Annotated in this window: 15 protein-coding genes and 1 tRNA gene; 15 read left to right on the top strand and 1 reads right to left on the bottom strand. The window is 60.1% G+C overall.

All coding sequences use genetic code 11. The features are described 5' to 3' along the window. Nucleotide 1 precedes the first annotated feature (1 nt). Both CHR62_RS15570 and ampD read left to right on the top strand, forming a co-directional pair. Nucleotides 2–286, top strand: coding sequence for a PP0621 family protein (locus tag CHR62_RS15570; RefSeq protein WP_158609081.1), 285 nt, complete (start codon nucleotides 2–4; stop codon nucleotides 284–286). Next, a complete protein-coding gene (gene ampD / locus CHR62_RS02330) occupies nucleotides 283–867 on the top strand; it encodes a 1,6-anhydro-N-acetylmuramyl-L-alanine amidase AmpD (protein ID WP_173862507.1) in 585 nt (194 codons plus the stop codon). Before CHR62_RS15570 ends, ampD begins: the two co-directional genes overlap by 4 nt. 100 nt (nucleotides 868–967) lie before the next feature. Here the strand turns inward: ampD and htpG are convergent, their stop codons facing one another. Continuing rightward, nucleotides 968–2,878, bottom strand: a complete 1,911-nt coding sequence (gene htpG / locus CHR62_RS02325) for a molecular chaperone HtpG (RefSeq protein WP_123659881.1) — start codon at nucleotides 2,876–2,878, stop codon at nucleotides 968–970. A gap of 215 nt (nucleotides 2,879–3,093) precedes the next feature. Between htpG and CHR62_RS02320 the strand changes: the two genes are divergently transcribed. The 13 genes from CHR62_RS02320 to CHR62_RS02260 all read left to right on the top strand — a co-directional run bounded on the left by CHR62_RS02320 (nucleotide 3,094) and on the right by CHR62_RS02260 (nucleotide 15,234). Beyond that, nucleotides 3,094–6,129, top strand: coding sequence for an autotransporter domain-containing protein (locus CHR62_RS02320; RefSeq protein ID WP_123659880.1), 3,036 nt, complete (start codon nucleotides 3,094–3,096; stop codon nucleotides 6,127–6,129). An 85-nt stretch (nucleotides 6,130–6,214) separates the two neighbouring features. Continuing rightward, a tRNA-Leu gene (locus tag CHR62_RS02315) sits at nucleotides 6,215–6,299 on the top strand. A 173-nt stretch (nucleotides 6,300–6,472) separates the two neighbouring features. Continuing rightward, the gene (locus CHR62_RS02310; protein WP_123659879.1) at nucleotides 6,473–7,651 is read left to right on the top strand and encodes a tyrosine-type recombinase/integrase; all 1,179 of its coding nucleotides are present in this window, start codon (nucleotides 6,473–6,475) and stop codon (nucleotides 7,649–7,651) included. An 18-nt stretch (nucleotides 7,652–7,669) separates the two neighbouring features. Further along, nucleotides 7,670–7,981 carry a hypothetical protein gene (locus CHR62_RS02305; RefSeq protein ID WP_123659878.1) on the top strand — a complete coding sequence of 104 codons (312 nt, stop codon included), beginning with the start codon at nucleotides 7,670–7,672 and terminating at the stop codon, nucleotides 7,979–7,981. A 24-nt stretch (nucleotides 7,982–8,005) separates the two neighbouring features. After that, nucleotides 8,006–8,695 carry a TrbM/KikA/MpfK family conjugal transfer protein gene (locus CHR62_RS02300; protein ID WP_123659877.1) on the top strand — a complete coding sequence of 230 codons (690 nt, stop codon included), beginning with the start codon at nucleotides 8,006–8,008 and terminating at the stop codon, nucleotides 8,693–8,695. Nucleotides 8,696–8,728: 33 nt separating this feature from the next. Then, nucleotides 8,729–9,385 (top strand): lytic transglycosylase domain-containing protein, encoded by a 657-nt coding sequence (locus CHR62_RS02295; RefSeq protein WP_123659876.1) that lies wholly within the window; start codon nucleotides 8,729–8,731, stop codon nucleotides 9,383–9,385. Nucleotides 9,386–9,481: 96 nt separating this feature from the next. Further along, nucleotides 9,482–9,796, top strand: coding sequence for a TrbC/VirB2 family protein (locus CHR62_RS02290; protein WP_123659875.1), 315 nt, complete (start codon nucleotides 9,482–9,484; stop codon nucleotides 9,794–9,796). Between the two features lie 3 nt (nucleotides 9,797–9,799). After that, entirely contained in the window at nucleotides 9,800–10,150 is a 351-nt protein-coding gene (locus tag CHR62_RS02285) for a type IV secretion system protein VirB3 (protein ID WP_123659874.1), read from the top strand. After that, nucleotides 10,147–12,585 carry a VirB4 family type IV secretion/conjugal transfer ATPase gene (locus tag CHR62_RS02280; RefSeq protein WP_123659873.1) on the top strand — a complete coding sequence of 813 codons (2,439 nt, stop codon included), beginning with the start codon at nucleotides 10,147–10,149 and terminating at the stop codon, nucleotides 12,583–12,585. The genes CHR62_RS02285 and CHR62_RS02280 overlap by 4 nt, the downstream gene beginning before the upstream one ends. A 10-nt stretch (nucleotides 12,586–12,595) precedes the next feature. Continuing rightward, on the top strand, nucleotides 12,596–13,060 hold the full coding sequence (locus tag CHR62_RS02275) for a hypothetical protein (protein ID WP_123659872.1): 465 nt from the start codon (nucleotides 12,596–12,598) through the stop codon (nucleotides 13,058–13,060). Continuing rightward, a complete protein-coding gene (locus tag CHR62_RS02270) occupies nucleotides 13,044–13,463 on the top strand; it encodes a hypothetical protein (protein ID WP_123659871.1) in 420 nt (139 codons plus the stop codon). Before CHR62_RS02275 ends, CHR62_RS02270 begins: the two co-directional genes overlap by 17 nt. A gap of 96 nt (nucleotides 13,464–13,559) precedes the next feature. Further along, nucleotides 13,560–14,237 (top strand): type IV secretion system protein, encoded by a 678-nt coding sequence (locus CHR62_RS02265; protein WP_123659870.1) that lies wholly within the window; start codon nucleotides 13,560–13,562, stop codon nucleotides 14,235–14,237. A gap of 10 nt (nucleotides 14,238–14,247) precedes the next feature. Further along, the gene (locus CHR62_RS02260) at nucleotides 14,248–15,234 is read left to right on the top strand and encodes a type IV secretion system protein (protein WP_123659869.1); all 987 of its coding nucleotides are present in this window, start codon (nucleotides 14,248–14,250) and stop codon (nucleotides 15,232–15,234) included. Nucleotides 15,235–15,299 lie beyond the last annotated feature (65 nt).

The raw sequence follows: 15,299 nt of genomic DNA, 5'->3' as shown, positions 1-15,299 counted from the left end.
TGTGGGAAAACTGCTTTTCTGGATCATTGTTGTTATTGCAGCGCTGGTGGCCGTACGCCTGCTGGCTATACACAACCGCAATAAAAACGCAGCCGACAACGGCACAACAACCACAACAGCGCGCAACAAGCCTGGCGAAAAATCGGTTGCTGGTAGCACTGCAAACGCCGAATCTATGGTGCGCTGCGCCCACTGTGGCATACATATGCCACGCTCTGAAGCGGTGCTTTCCGGCGGCGACACTTGGTGCAGCGCCGAACACGCCAAGCTTGGGGTCCGCCAATGATCGGGCTGATGCTCGACAGACAAGGCTGGCTTAAACCGCACGGCAAGGTACAACGCCTGCCTTCCCCCAATTTCGACAAACGCCCCAAAGGGGTCGAGCCCACGCTGCTGGTGCTGCATAACATCAGCCTGCCCCCGGGGCAGTTCAGCGGCAACGCCATTTGCGATTTTTTTCAGAATAAGCTGGATTGCGACAGTCACCCCTGGTTTGAGAACATCAGGGGGGTAAAAGTATCGGCCCATTTTTTAATTCGTCGCGACGGCGATGTCGTGCAGTTTGTTTCGACCCTGCATCGCGCCTGGCATGCCGGGGTTTCGCGCTTTAACCAACGCGACAACTGCAACGACTTTTCAATTGGTATCGAGCTGGAAGGCACTGACACCGAGCCATTTACCGACGAGCAATACCACGCCTTAAAACGGCTGACGACCGCGCTGCAGGCGCGGCATACCTTAACGGCCGTGCGCGGCCACGAACACATTGCGCCAGGCCGGAAAACCGACCCGGGGCCTCACTTTAACTGGCGTCGCTACGGCCGCGAGGCCCGCTGGCTTTTGCGGCAACTGCCGCCACTGGCGTAATGCACGAATAAGCCATTGCCTTAAAGCGCCACACCCCCCCCCAATAAAACAAAGGCACGCTTATGCGTGCCTTTGTTTTATGCGCAATAGCCGTTAACGACTATGCACCTTGCAACAACAACTTGTTCAGCCGCTTCACGAAAGAGGCTGAATCTTTCAGTTGCGCGCCTTCAGCCAACATAGCCTGGTCCAGCAACAACAGCGCCCACTCGGCAAAATCGGCTTCGTTGGCGTCTTGCACACGACCAATCAGCGGGTGCTCGGGGTTGATTTCAAGAATAGGCTTGACCTCGGGCGCCGCCTGGCCCGCTGCTTGCAACATACGCAGCAAGTGCGGGCTCAGCTCATTAGCATCGACCACCACGCACGACGGCGAATCGACCAGACGAACGGTCACGCGCACGTCTTTTACTTTGTCGCCCAATGACGTTTTCAGGCGCTCGACCAGCGGCTTGAAGTTTTCGGCGACTTCTTCCTGACGCTTTTTCTCGTCTTCGTCGGCCAAAGCATCGAGGTCGAGCCCACCCTTGGCAATCGACACCAACGACTTGCCTTCAAATTCTTGCATGAAGGACAGCATCCATTCGTCAACGCGATCGGACAGCAACAACACTTCAAGACCCTTCTTGCGGAAGATCTCGAGGTGCGGGCTATTGCTGGCTGCCGCATAAGATTCACCCGTAACGTAGTAAATCTTGTCCTGGCCCTCTTTCATGCGCGACACATAATCGGCCAGCGACACATTTTGGGTAGCGCTGTTGGCCTGGGTCGACGCAAAACGCAGCAACTTGGCAATGCGCTCTTTGTTGGCCGCATCTTCGCCCATACCTTCTTTCAGAACCTGGCCAAACTGCCCCCAAAACTCGGCGTACTGCTCGGCATTGTTCTCGGCCATGTCTTCAAGCACCGACAAAATGCGCTTGGTCGAACCCTCGCGAATAGCGCGAACATCACGGCTTTCTTGCAAGATTTCGCGCGAAACGTTCAGCGGCAAATCGGCCGAATCAATCACGCCACGTACAAACCGCAAGTAAGCCGGCAGCAGCTGTTCGGCGTCGTCCATGATGAACACACGCTTGACGTAAAGCTTGACCCCACGGCGCGCATCGCGGTCCCACAGGTCGAACGGCGCCCGCTTGGGCACGTAGAGCAGTTGGGTGTACTCGCTGCGGCCTTCTACCCGGTTATGGGTCCAGGCCAGCGGGTCTTCGAAGTCGTGTGAAACGTGTTTGTAGAATTCTTTGTACTGCTCGTCGGTCACGTCAGACTTGGCGCGTGTCCACAAGGCATTGGCCTGGTTGACGGTTTCCCATTCAGTCGTCTTGACCTGCTTCGATGCTTCGCTGTCCCACTCTTCTTTCAGCATCTGCACGGGCAACGAAATATGGTCGGAATAGCGACGCAAAATTTCGCGCAGTTTCCAGCCGCTTAAAAATTCGTCTTCGTCGGCACGCAAGTGCAGGGTTACCGCGGTGCCGCGGTCCGCCTTCTCGACCGTCATGATGGAAAACTCGCCCTGGCCGTCAGATTCCCAAAGCACGGCTTCGGTTGCATCGGCGCCGGCACGACGGCTTAACACCGAAACCTTGTCAGCGACGATAAACGACGAATAAAAGCCCACACCAAACTGACCGATAAGATGCGCGTCTTTTTGCTTGTCGCCTGTCAGTTGAGAAAAGAATTCTTTGGTACCAGAACGGGCAATGGTGCCCAAGTTGGCAACGGCTTCGTCACGCGACAAACCAATACCGTTGTCTGAAATGGTAATAGTGCGCTTATCGGCATCGTATTCAACACGGATGCGCAAATCGGCATCACCCTGCATTAGCTCGGGTTTGTCGATGGCTTCGAAACGCAACTTGTCGCAGGCGTCTGACGCATTCGACACCAGTTCGCGCAAGAAAATTTCTTTATTGCTGTACAACGAATGAATCATCAGGTGCAGCAACTGTTTGACTTCGGCCTGGAAACCCAGGGTTTCAGAGGCCATTGCGGTTTCGGATTGGCTCATGTCAGCGCACTCCATAAATGCGGTTAAAAACGGTAGCAGCCGCCACAGGCGGCGAACTGGGCATATTTGGGGGCTGTCTGCCCGTTTTCAAGGGCCCAGCTTGCTTCTATGCAACAAAACGCTCGGGACAGCGGAACCAATGCCGCATGAATGCTGGGCAATTGCCATTAAATAGTGCTAAGGTTTCGCCGGATTGCATCACCTCCTGTCATGTCATGCGCCGTTTAATCACTATCTCTTTACTCGCTGCCGTCACCGCTTTCCATTCTGCGGGGCACACCCAAGACTACAACACCGAAGAATATCGTAACCAAACCGGCCTTGACTTGATCAAGGCCGGGGACGCTTACCGCCTGGGCTTTACCGGACAGGGGGTCACTATCGGCGTGGTTGACTCGGGCATTGCGGCCTGGCACCCAGAGTTTGCCGGACAAATTGTGGGCGGCTATGACTTCAGATTGAGTCAGGCAGTCAGCCAATCCAGCGGCATCGACACCGATGGGCACGGCTCGCACGTGAGCGGCATTATGGCGGCCCGACGCGACGGCGTGGGCATGCATGGCGTCGCTTTCAACTCGAAGATATTTTCCACCCGTTACGGGGCTGACGATAACGACGACGATGATGATGACGACAACGGAATCGACGATTTCGACATCGGTAGCGGCATCACATTTCTTGAAAAAGCCCAGGCGTTTGACCCCGTCTTGAGCTCCGCCTGGAACTACATGGCGCGCCAGGGGCTGACGGTCATAAACAATAGCCTGGGACTGAATAGTTGCGCACCTGGCGCATCTGGCACCGCAACCGAACCCTGCAACGTTAAAGATTTTGGTTTAAGCACCGACACCGGCTACACCGGCAATTTCAAGGTCGACGAACTGTTTGGCGAGACCATTTTGGCGATGCATCGGTTAAAAGATGCCGGCACACTAATGGTGTTTGCCACAGGCAACGAGTCCCAGCCGCAACCCGACATACTGGCCGGCATGCCTGTGCTGTACCCCGAACTCGCCCCCAACTGGCTGGCCGTCACCGCCGTTAACGTGGATATCGACTTCAACAACCCGGTTGTAGCCACCTACGCCAACAAATGTGGTGATGCCAAAGCGTGGTGTCTGGCCGCTCCGGGCAGCCGATCGACCCCCGACGCCAACGACTCGAGCACCTGGCAAGGCATTTGGTCTGTTAACAAGGACGGACTTTACGTCTCCCTGCCCGGCACCTCGATGGCCGCACCCCACGTCACCGGCGCAGCGGCCCTGGTCAAAGAGGCCTTCCCGTTTTTTAACGCCTACCAATTGCAGCAGACCCTGCTAACCACCGCAACCGACCTGACACCATCGGATAACAAACGCTACGACGACATCTTCGGCTGGGGCTTGTTAAACGTCGGCAAAGCCGTTTTGGGCCCGTCGGCGTTTGTATCGGTTTTTGATGTAGACACCAAAGGGTACAGCGCGACGTTTTCTAACAATATTGGGGATCTGTCGGGCGAAGGGCTGGGCGCCGGGTCGTTAATCAAACGCGGTGCCGGTACGCTGACCTTGGCCGGCACCAACAACTATACGGGCACAACATCCGTTGAAGGCGGCACCCTTATTGTTGCCGGCACCAACAACACGGGCGACACCATTGTTAATGGGGGCAACCTGACCGTAGACCGCAGCGGCCAATTGAACTCGACCACCAATACCGTCAATGGCGGCAAAATGGTGGTCAACGGTAACCTAGCAACCACCAGCACCACGACCGTCAAACTTAACGGCATTTTGGGTGGCCGCGGCAATGTCGGCATCTTGGTCAACGAAGGCACCGTCGCCCCCGGCAACTCGGTCGGCACACTGACCGTAAAAGGCAACTACACCCAGACGGCAACGTCGGTGCTAGAAATTGAAGTTGACGGCAATAACGGCTTTGACCAACTGGTTGTAGAAGGCAACGCCGCACTGGACGGCACACTGGCATTGCGCGGCGGGCCATTTCGCCAAGGCGTGAACTACAACTTTTTGTCGGTGACCGGCGGCGGTGGCTTAACAGGCAACTTTGCGCAAATCGATACCTCTTTGCTCTTTCTAAGCCCAAGCCTTAGTGTTTCGGGAACGGGCATTTCGCTGTCGGTGGCCCGCAACGCGCAAGCCTTTGCCGCGTATACCCACACCGCCAACCAGCGCAACGTTGCTGCCGCGCTCGACCCTTTCTCGGCCAACCCGCCAACCGCGCTGTCGGGCGTGTACGACGACGTCTTGAATGCCACCGCCAGAACCTTGCCTGGGCTCATGGACGCCCTGAGCGGCGAAGTTCACGCCAGCGTTACGTCTAGCTTATTCAGCCAAAGTCAGTTATGGACGGCATCTGCAACGCGACGACTCAACCAAGTGCTGACGCGCCCCGACATTGACCAGCGCCGCCCCCTATGGGTTACGGTACAACGCCAATGGAGTGACCTGAATGGCGCTAATGGCTCGGCCGCTACCCGCAGCTACGCCAACGGCCTTTTCCTGGGCGCAGACACCGCGCTACGCAACGGGTGGCACGCCGGCGCGGCCCTAGGGGCTCACGACACACGCATCGACGTCGGCGAACGACGCAGCCGCGCCGATGCGCATAGCTACACGGCAGCCATATACGGCGCAAAACACTGGCCAACCCGTGAGAACAGCGCCCTGAACTGGCGTGCTTCAGCCGCCTACACCTACCACGACCTGAACACCCGACGCCAACTGGACGTTGGCGGTAGCCAGACCCTAAAGGCCGACTATCATGCCCACCAGATTCAGTCGTTTACCGAACTCGGGTATGCCTTTTCGGCAAACCAAAACCTGGTGCTAGAACCCTACGCGCGCTTAGGATGGACCCAACTGCAAACGTCGTCGATGCGTGAAAACGGCGGCCAGGCCGCGCTGCGATCGGGCGCTGCGACAGACCAACAAGGCACCCTGAACCTGGGCCTGCGTGCCTATAGTGAATTGGCGCTAACGCCAACCACCACCGCACGCATTAACGGCGAGCTAAGTTGGCAACACACCCGTGGCGACACCACCGCCACACGCCATATGGCTTTTGCCAATGCATCTGATGTGGGCTTTAGCGTTAAGGGCGCCCCAGTAGCGCGCAACGCGCTGCAACTGGCCTTGAACGGCGAAGTAGACGTAAACAAATCCACCCAAATTGGCTTGAACTACAGCGGCCAGTTCGGCGGCGGCAACACCCAAAACACGGCTTCGCTGTATTTGAATTTGCGGTACTAAACGGGCTGCTGCAAAACATTTAAATTCAGCGTATAATCGTGCCCTTCTGCCCGGTGGCCGTTTTAGCCACCGACCCAGTCCGAATGCCCGGGTGGTGAAATTGGTAGACGCAGGGGACTCAAAATCCCCCGCCGCAAGGCGTGCCGGTTCGATTCCGGCCCCGGGCACCAGAACCACACGCATGAAACCCCTGTAAATCATTGATTTTCAGGGGTTTTTTGTTGGTTCTGAACCTATAACCACGGGGAACATTTACACCGGTTTTCCCCACTTTTCCCTGGCTGCGCCGCTATCCATTCCCCAAGTTGTTCCCCATAATTTTCCCCAATTACGGAGAACACTGATGGCATCTTTTGAAAAACGTGGAAATTCGATCCGGGCAATCGTCAAGTTCCCGGATGGCAAGCGCTCGGCCACCTTCGATACCATGACTGAAGCTCGCGCCTGGGCGACCAATGTTGAACGTCAAAAGCAGTTGGGAACGGTCAGCAATGCAAAAGTACGTACTGTTGAAGACCTTATCCTGGACTACCTGCCTCGGGCCGAAATGACCGACTCGGGCAAGTGGAACAAATTGCGGCTGATGAGCTTCTGCACCTACCCCCTGGCCAAAGTCAATCTACACGAGGTTACGCCCCACCACATCAACGAATGGATCACCGCACGCCTGAAGCAAGTTGTGCCCGGCACCGTCAACCGCGAAATGAATCTGTGGCGCAGTGTGTTTACACACGGCGTACAGGTACGCAAATGGCTGCAAGCCAGCCCTTGCAAAGAAGCCATGAAGCCGCCTGCAGGCGTTCGCCGAAACCGACCCCTGCTGACACCCAAGGAAATCGAGGCCATTTCCATCGCCACCGGTTACAACGAGGACCCCGAGCTGGTGACCAAATCGGCCCGCGTTGGAGCCTGCTTCTTTCTTGCCATGGAAACCGCGCTGCGATCTGGCGAGATTCTGCGGATCCGGCCCAAAGACTACGACCGGCACGCACGCACACTCTACGTTCACGCCCTTGAACGCGGAGGCCGCAAAGGATCAAAGAGCGGCACCCTCCAGGCATCACGTTGGGTGCCCCTGACCAACCGCGCCATCGAATTGCTGGACCAGTTGCTGGAAAGCATGCCCAAGGACCAACAGCCACAGGAAAACTTCTCAATGCCACCCTACATAGTAGGGATGACAGACAGCCAGCGTGATGCCCTCTGGCGTAAAGCCCGCGACCGTTCCGGTGTTGACGATCTGCATTTTCATGATCTGAAACACGAGGCCGCCACCCGGCTTGCCAGGTTCATCGACGTGATTGCGCTGTCGCATGCCATCGGCACCAAAGACCTGAAGCTGCTCAGGGACACCTATTACAACAACGATGCCAGCCGCATCGCCCATTCACTGCCCAACTCACTGGCTGAACATCAGCCACGCGATCCCTCCGGAACGCAACGCCTAGATACAGGCGGAATCGACTCCGGATATTCCCGGTCTGGCACGCCTCGGGGACAACGGCCAGGCCTTCCTGCCTGACCCCCGAAGGAATCCCGCATGGATGAGCCCCTTTCCGAACTCGTACGGGTTCGGCTTTCACGCAACCAATACCGCACGCTGTCCGAGGCCGCGGCGGTATCCGGCCAGAACCTGTCGAATTACATCCGGCGCCGCCTGGCCGCTGCCGATGCCCTGGCCGAAGAACTGACCCTGCTGCGCCAGGCGGTGAACCGTTTGGACCAGATTTCCCAGGCCCATGCGGCCGCCGTGGAATCAGCCCTGCTGGCTCGCGCCCACGCCCGCCCCGAACAGATCGCCATCGCCCATGCCGCCATGAAGCGCCTGGGTATCGAATCCCTCCCCGCCTGATCCCATTCCCCCGGAGTTTTCCCCATGACTCACCGATCTTTCATGCTCGGTGCGGTGGCGCTCGCCTGCGCGTGCGGCACCGCTCTGGCTAAATCGCCCGTTACCCCATCAAGCCAGACGCTGGACGGCCTGCCCGGCCTGGCCTGCCAGGCGATTCTCTGCCTGTCCAGCAGCCTGCAGCCGGGAGAGTGCGCACCCTCGCTGAACCATTACTTCGGCATCCAGATATTCAACAAGTACGGCCTGGACTGGGGCGCCACGGTAGCAGCGCGCCGGGTTTTCCTGGGTATGTGCCCGGCCGCCGATGCCCCGGGCATGCCTGCCCGCATCGACGCCATCGCCCACGGGGCCGGCAAGTGCGACCCGCAAAGCCTGAACAGCGCCTTTGCCGCAACCGCTTACCGTTACCGCAAGACGGCAAGCGCGGGCGGCGATGCAGGCGAAATCACTACCTATGATGTCCAGCCGATTGCCACCGTGAACCAGAACACCTTGCCCGGCTACTGCGTCAGCTACAACGACCACGCCTGGACCTACGACCTGAGCGTCAAGTATGTGGGCGAACCGCTAAAAGGCGGCTATTGGGTAAAAGCCAAAGACTTCAACACCGCGCAAGCGCGCTGGCAGGCCGAACACGGCGGCCAGTGGGCCAGCGGCTGGACGTATTCATGGAATGACCCCCGCAGCCCGCTGGGAATGAACCATGGCAACTGACGCCCATACCCGACAACCGCCAGGAGACCCGCCATGATCGGCGAACTGGCCGCGCTGGCCATGGTCTGTGCGCCGAACGTTCATCCCGTCACCTTGGATGCACTGGTGAAACACGAATCGCGCCGTCAGCCCTACGCCATTGGCGTAAACAGTGGCACCCGTCTTGCACGCCAACCTCGATCACGCGAAGAGGCTGTTGCACTGGCCAGAACCCTGATGGCCCAAGGCGTGGATTTCGATGCCGGCCTCGGCCAGATCAACGTACGCAACTGGGGATGGCTGAAGCTAACCGCCGAGACAGTGTTTGAACCCTGCGCCAACCTGCAGGCGGCCCAAACCGTGCTGACCGACTGTTATTCGCGTGCCGTCAAACGCCATCAGGCGCAGCAACTGGCGCTGCAGGCGGCGCTGTCCTGCTACAACACCGGCAATTTCGAACGTGGGTTTCGCAACGGCTACGTGGGCAAGGTACTGGCCCAGGCCGGTATCAAGATTCCTGCCCTGCGCGCTGCACCGTCTGCAGGCAAGGCCCCTGCCAACAATGCGCAGCCCACACCGGACAGCAAACCGGAACCTGCACCGCGTGGCGACCGGGATGGCTTCGTCAGCAACCCCGCACCCGATGGTTTTTCGCTGCCGGCCGAGCCATCCAGCCCGCCAGAGCCCAAATCGCCGGTGCCGCCGTCCTGACGCTGGTGCCGTCGCCACACCTTTCACGTTTCACCTACTTTCCCATATCCACCCCTGCGGTGCCCGGCCTTGTGCCCTGGCGCCTGGAGCCCTGCTATGCCCTCACTTCACACACGCCTTGCCAACCTTGCCCAACGACACACCCAACGCATGGGCACCGCCGCTGCCCTGACCCTGCTTTCCTCGCCAGCCATGGCGGCCTCCGGCGGGCTGGCCAAAGCGCAATCCACCCTGCAGCTGATCAAAGATAACCTGGAACTGATTCTGCCGATCGCGGCCGTCATCATTGGCTTGATCATTGTGGTGCTGTACATGGCCGAAATCATGCGCAAAGACGACATGGTGCGCTGGCTGATTGGCCTGGTCATCGCCGGCTCCATCGGCGAAATCGTGGTTCTGCTCTGGAAATAAGCCATGTCCACTGAACCCCACACCCCCACGGCTTACCCCGTCTTCAAGGGACTGGGGCGCAAGCCGACATTCCTGGGCGTGCCCACCACTTTGCTATTCGGCGCCTTTCTTGCCGTGGCCTTCATTGCCATGCTGGCAGGCCTTGCGTGGTGGGGTCTGCTGGTGGTGGTGTTACCCACCATTGCCGTACTGACCCGCCACGACGACAAAGCGTTCGATGTGCTGTGGCTGGAGCTAAAAACCCGCACACGCAACCGCAACAAGGCGTTCTGGAACGGGTCGAGCTACGCCCCGAGTGCCTACCCGCCACAACGCCCCTGGCTGCAACGCCGCACCGGAGACCACGACCGATGACTTGCGCACCCGCTTTGGGGCCGGAACGGCTCGCTGCCCGTTACCTGCCCTATTCCCATCACGTCACCCATCAGATCATTGCCTGCGACAACCTGGAATACCTGGCCGTCATCCGTGTGGCCGGGCGCTCTCCCGATGCCCACAGCGCGCAGGAACGCCACGAATGGATCGAGGCCCTGCACAACGTGCTGCGTGGCTTGCCGCTGGGCACGGTAGGGCTGTATTCACACATCGTCCGGCGCCGCGTCACCGAATACCCGCAAAGCCGCTTCGCCCAGCCCTTTGCAGCTCAGTTCGACCACGCCTACCGGGCCACCTTCGATGCCAACGGGCTGATGGTGAACGATTTGTACCTGAGCGTGCTGGTACACCCGGTGGCCGACCCTGTCATGGGCACCTTTGCCAGCCTGGAGAAGGCGGACGCCAGCCGCCTGGCCCAATGGCAGGCCGAATCGATTGACCGTTTGCAGAACCTGCTGCGGGCCATGACAGCCGCCCTGAGCCGTTACGACCCCACGGTGCTGGGCATCGTGGACCGCAACGGCTACGCCTTCAGCGAAACCGCCGAGTTTCTGGGCCTGCTGTGCAACGGCAGCCATCACCCGGTACCGATTACCCGTGACCGCCTGGGGACCAGCCTGAGCATGGCCCGCCCGGTGTTCTCGCGCTACGGCGAGCTGGGCGAACTGCGCAGTGTCACCGGCTCACGCCTGTTCGGCATGATCGAGCTGCGCGACTACCCGGAACAAACAAGGGCGGGCCATCTGGACGTATTGCTGGACCAGCCCTGCGAGTTTGTGCTGACCCAATCCTGGGGCAGTTTCACCGGTGCCGCTGCCAAGGGGCTGGTGCGCAAGCATCGCAAGCTGCTGGCCGACTCCAACGACGCAGCCCACAGTCAGCTGGCACAACTGGATGAAGCCATGGACGACCTGACCTCGGGGCGCCTGGGGCTGGGCGATCACCATGCCACCTTGCTGTTGTTCGGCCATGACGCGAACTCGGTGCGCCAGAGCATGGCCAACACCATCAGTGCGCTTGCTGAAGTGGCCCTGGTGGCCAAACCACTGGAACGCGCCCTGGAGGCCGGGTTCTGGGCGCAATTGCCCGGAAACTGGGCCTGGCGCCCGCGCCCGGTGCCCATCACCTCGTACAACCTGCTGTGCCTGTCCAGCCTGCATAACCAGATGACGGGCAAGCCGGCGGGCAACCCCTGGGGGCCGGCGGTGACCATGCTCAAGACCCGTACCGGAAGCCCGTTTTTCTTCAATTTTCACGCCTCCACCGACGATGTGGATGAACTGGGCAAGCGCCGGCCAGGCAACACCATGCTGATCGGCATGACCGGCACCGGCAAGACCGTGCTGCAGGGTATGTTGCTGACCCAGGCCCAGAAATTCAATGCCACCTGCGTGGTGTGGGACAAAGACCAGGGTATGCAGGTACTGGTCATGGCCTTGGGCGGTCGCTACTTCAAGCTGCGTCTGGGCGAGCCCACCGGCTGGAATCCGTTCCAGATGCCACCTACCAAAGGCAACGTCGCCTTCATGCGGCGCCTGGTGGTGTATCTGGCCGAACGTCGCGGCGATCCGCTGAGCACCGCCCAGCACGGTGAAATCACCCGGGCAGTCGAGCAGATGACCACCGGCATTGATCTGCACAGTCGCAGTCTCTCGATGCTGACCACCCTGCTACCCAACCCCTACACCGCCGGCAACACCGGCAGTGTGCATGCGCGCCTTCTGCCCTGGTGCCAGGGCGGGGAATACGGCTGGGTGTTCGACAACCCGCGCGACGCACTGACCCTGGATACAGACGCGGTTGATGCCGCCATTCTGGGCTTTGATCTGACCGAACTTCTGGACGATGGCGATGTGCGCGGGGCAGCCACCCTGTACCTGCGCCACCGCATCAACGCCCTGCACGACGGGCGGCGCATCATCAATCTGTTCGATGAGTGCCAGCACCCGCTGAAAGATGCCCATTTTCAGGAGGACATGCAGGATGCAAGCCGCACCATTCGCAAGAAGAACGGCGTTTTGGCCTTTGCCACCCAGGAGCCGGGCGCGATTCTGGGCAACCCGGTGGGGCCCTCACTGATCCAGCAGGCCGCCACCCTGATTTTTCTGCCCAACCCGCAAGCCAAAGCCCGCGACTACATCGAAGGCTTTGGTCTGACCCATGCCGAATTCGAGCTGATCCGCCAGCTGGGCGAAGCCAGCCGCCAGTTCGTCATCAAGCAAGGCGGCAACGTCACTGTCGCATCTCTCGACCTGTCGGGGTGCGAAGACGAATTGCTGGTGTTCTCGGGCAGCCCCGACATGGCCGAGGCCGCCGAGCATGCCGTTGCCCAGGCAGGCGCGAACCCCGCCGACTGGCTGCCGGTGTACCTGAACACCGTCAAACAGAGCCGCCAGGCTATCAACGCTTTCTGAAGGAGCCGTCATGGACGCCAAAGCCATCGCCCGCCATTGGGCCACCCGGGAAAAACACCTCGAAGAGGACTCCCGCCGCTACCTGATTTCCATCTACAGCGAAGAGCGCACGGCCCGGGATGACCTGGCCGGTGACATCGGCCACACCCGGATCGAGGTTGACCGCGAAACGGTCGATGCCGACACGCTGCAACGCTACGGACGGGACTACGGCATCAGCCAGGCCTCAAGCAGCCATCTGAGCCACGGGCAGAACCCGCTCTGGTTTTACTCGGTAACGCCACGGGAAGACCGCGCCTACTTCGAGCAGGGCATTGAAACCTACTACAGCCTGCACCTGCATGCTGTGGATGAGCGCACGCCCCAGATGCAGGACTACCAGGAACTTGCCAGGCTGATCGATGTGCGGATCGAACCGGCGCCAGCGCTCTCGCGCATTGATCTGGGCATTGCAGAACATGACCACGAATTCTGAACCGAAGCGAGACCTGCCCACCATGCACACACGTGTCCTGATTTCATTTTTCGCGGCAAGTGCTGCCCTCTTGCTGGCCGGTTGCGAACAAGCCACCCAAGCACCGCAGGTAACCGGCTACTGGCTGCAGCAAACTGACAAGCGCCCCATGTCACTGCACATCAAACCAGATGGCGAGCACTACATCGTGAACGTCGGGCGTATGAACTTCGGCAGCTACGACGTTACCGCCCAGCCGGCGGCGCTCAAGGCGGACAACACCTTGACGATCAACCAGCGCAAGCAACTGCGCCTTGATCCGGCCAGCGACACCCTGAGCGATGTCGATCACCCGTCCATCCGTTTTTCCCGCATCACCCAGGCGCACTACGAGCAAGCCACCCAGGTGCCCCCACGCCGCTAATCCCCGAACCGTCTCGCAACGGTCACTGGCCGGTATTCACAAGGTATGGCCGCTGTATCCGTTGCGTATCCCTGACATCCCGCCGGAGTATTCATCATGTCTCACCCCCGTCTTCTTGCGATCAGCCTTGCGCTGGCCGTACACGTTCCCCTGCCTGCCCATGCCCTGGGCGGCATTCCCACGCTGGACATCAACTCGGTCGAACAGCTGAACCAGTTGATCGAACAGGTGGAAACCGCCAAAAGCCAGCTGGATCAGGCCAAGGCCCAGCTGGCGGCGCTTACCCAATCCTCCGGGTTCGGCTATGTGCTGGCCAACCCCGACGTCAAAGACCAGCTACGCGGCGCCCTGCCCGCCCAGGCACAGGCGCTGCTCGACCGGCTGGGCAACCCGGACAGTGCACTGTCCGGTGCCGTCAACGACGTGGTGAACCAGGTGAAAGCCCCGGTCAATTTCACGCAGGACAGGGAATCCCTGGCCGAGCGCAAGCTGAACATCGAGGCAACCGCCAAGGCGATGGCCCAGCGGGCCTACGACGCCATGACAAAGCGCCTGGAAGTCATCGACGGACTGCAGGCGAAGATCAACGAAACCACCAATCCCAAGGAAATTGCGGAACTTCAGGCACGCATTGCCATTGAACAGGCGAACATCCAGACCGACCAGACCCGCATTCAGCTGGCCCAGCAACAGCTGCAGGCCGAACGCGCACTGCTCGATGCCCGGGCCGAACGGGTGTACGGCGGCTGGTTCGGCGCCCGGCAGAACCCGTAGGGGCACCGCGATGCCAGCCGGATTTGCGAGCACCCAGGTCGCCGCGCCCCAAGACCCTGAAAGCATTGCCCAATGGATCACCGCACAAACCGAAGCCGTTCTGCAATCGGCTGTGGCCCAACCCATTGCCGAGCTGACCAGCGCCCTGATGCCGGTGATCACCCTGGGGCTGACCCTGCAATTCATGGCCTACGCCTTTGCCATCATGCACGGCCAGGGCAACATGACCGTCACCGAGTTCTTCAAGAAGGCAGTGGGCGTGGCAATCATCGCCATGATCGCCACAGCGGGCGGGCTGTACCAGACGGAAATTGCCCAGACCATGCTGGGCCTGCCCGATGCCCTGACCTCGGTGGTGATCGGCGATACCACCGTTGCAGCCCAGGTCGACAAACTGCAGCAGGAAACCTCGGTGGCCACACAGAACATGGGCAACGCGGGCGACTCGGGCTGGTTCGATTTTGTGCCCGACGCCCGCCAGATCATCATCACCCTGCTCACCTTCGCGGTCACCGTCAGCTCGGCGCTGGTGGGCGGAATCATTGCCGTCATCACCATCGTCGTGAAGGTGGGCATGGCATTGATCGTGGCTTCAGGCCCCGTATTCATTGCCTTTCTGCTGTTTGAGCCTACCCGCAAAATGTTTGACAGCTGGGTGGCGCAGGCCCTGAACTTTGTCTTTCTGGCCCTGCTGGCAGGCCTGATCTTCGCCGTACTGCTGCAACTGAACCTGCAGTTCGTGCGCGCCATGGCCCAGTGGCTCGATGGCGGCGACGTGAACCTCATGGCCCTGTTTGCCGGGCAACTGCTGGTCGCCATTGCCAGCATCGTCATCATGACCATGCTGCCTGGCATGGCGGCTGGGCTGTCATCTGGCTTTGGTGCCCAGTTCGGTATCGGTGCGGCCAGTCGCGGCGCCTACACCGCCTTGCGCCTGCGCAGCCTGATCAAGCCCCGTCTGCCGGGCCCAGGCCCCAAGCCTCCCGGCACCCCGTAAACAGCCGCTATCCCATCTTCCTGTTACCCCGCATCCGGACGCACCCGCCCGGACGCAAAGGACAT

Origin of the sequence: Pusillimonas sp. NJUB218 (genome assembly GCF_003788685.1) — a bacterium.
Lineage (GTDB): Bacteria > Pseudomonadota > Gammaproteobacteria > Burkholderiales > Burkholderiaceae_B > Neopusillimonas.
This window is presented reverse-complemented; position numbering and strand designations above follow the sequence as displayed.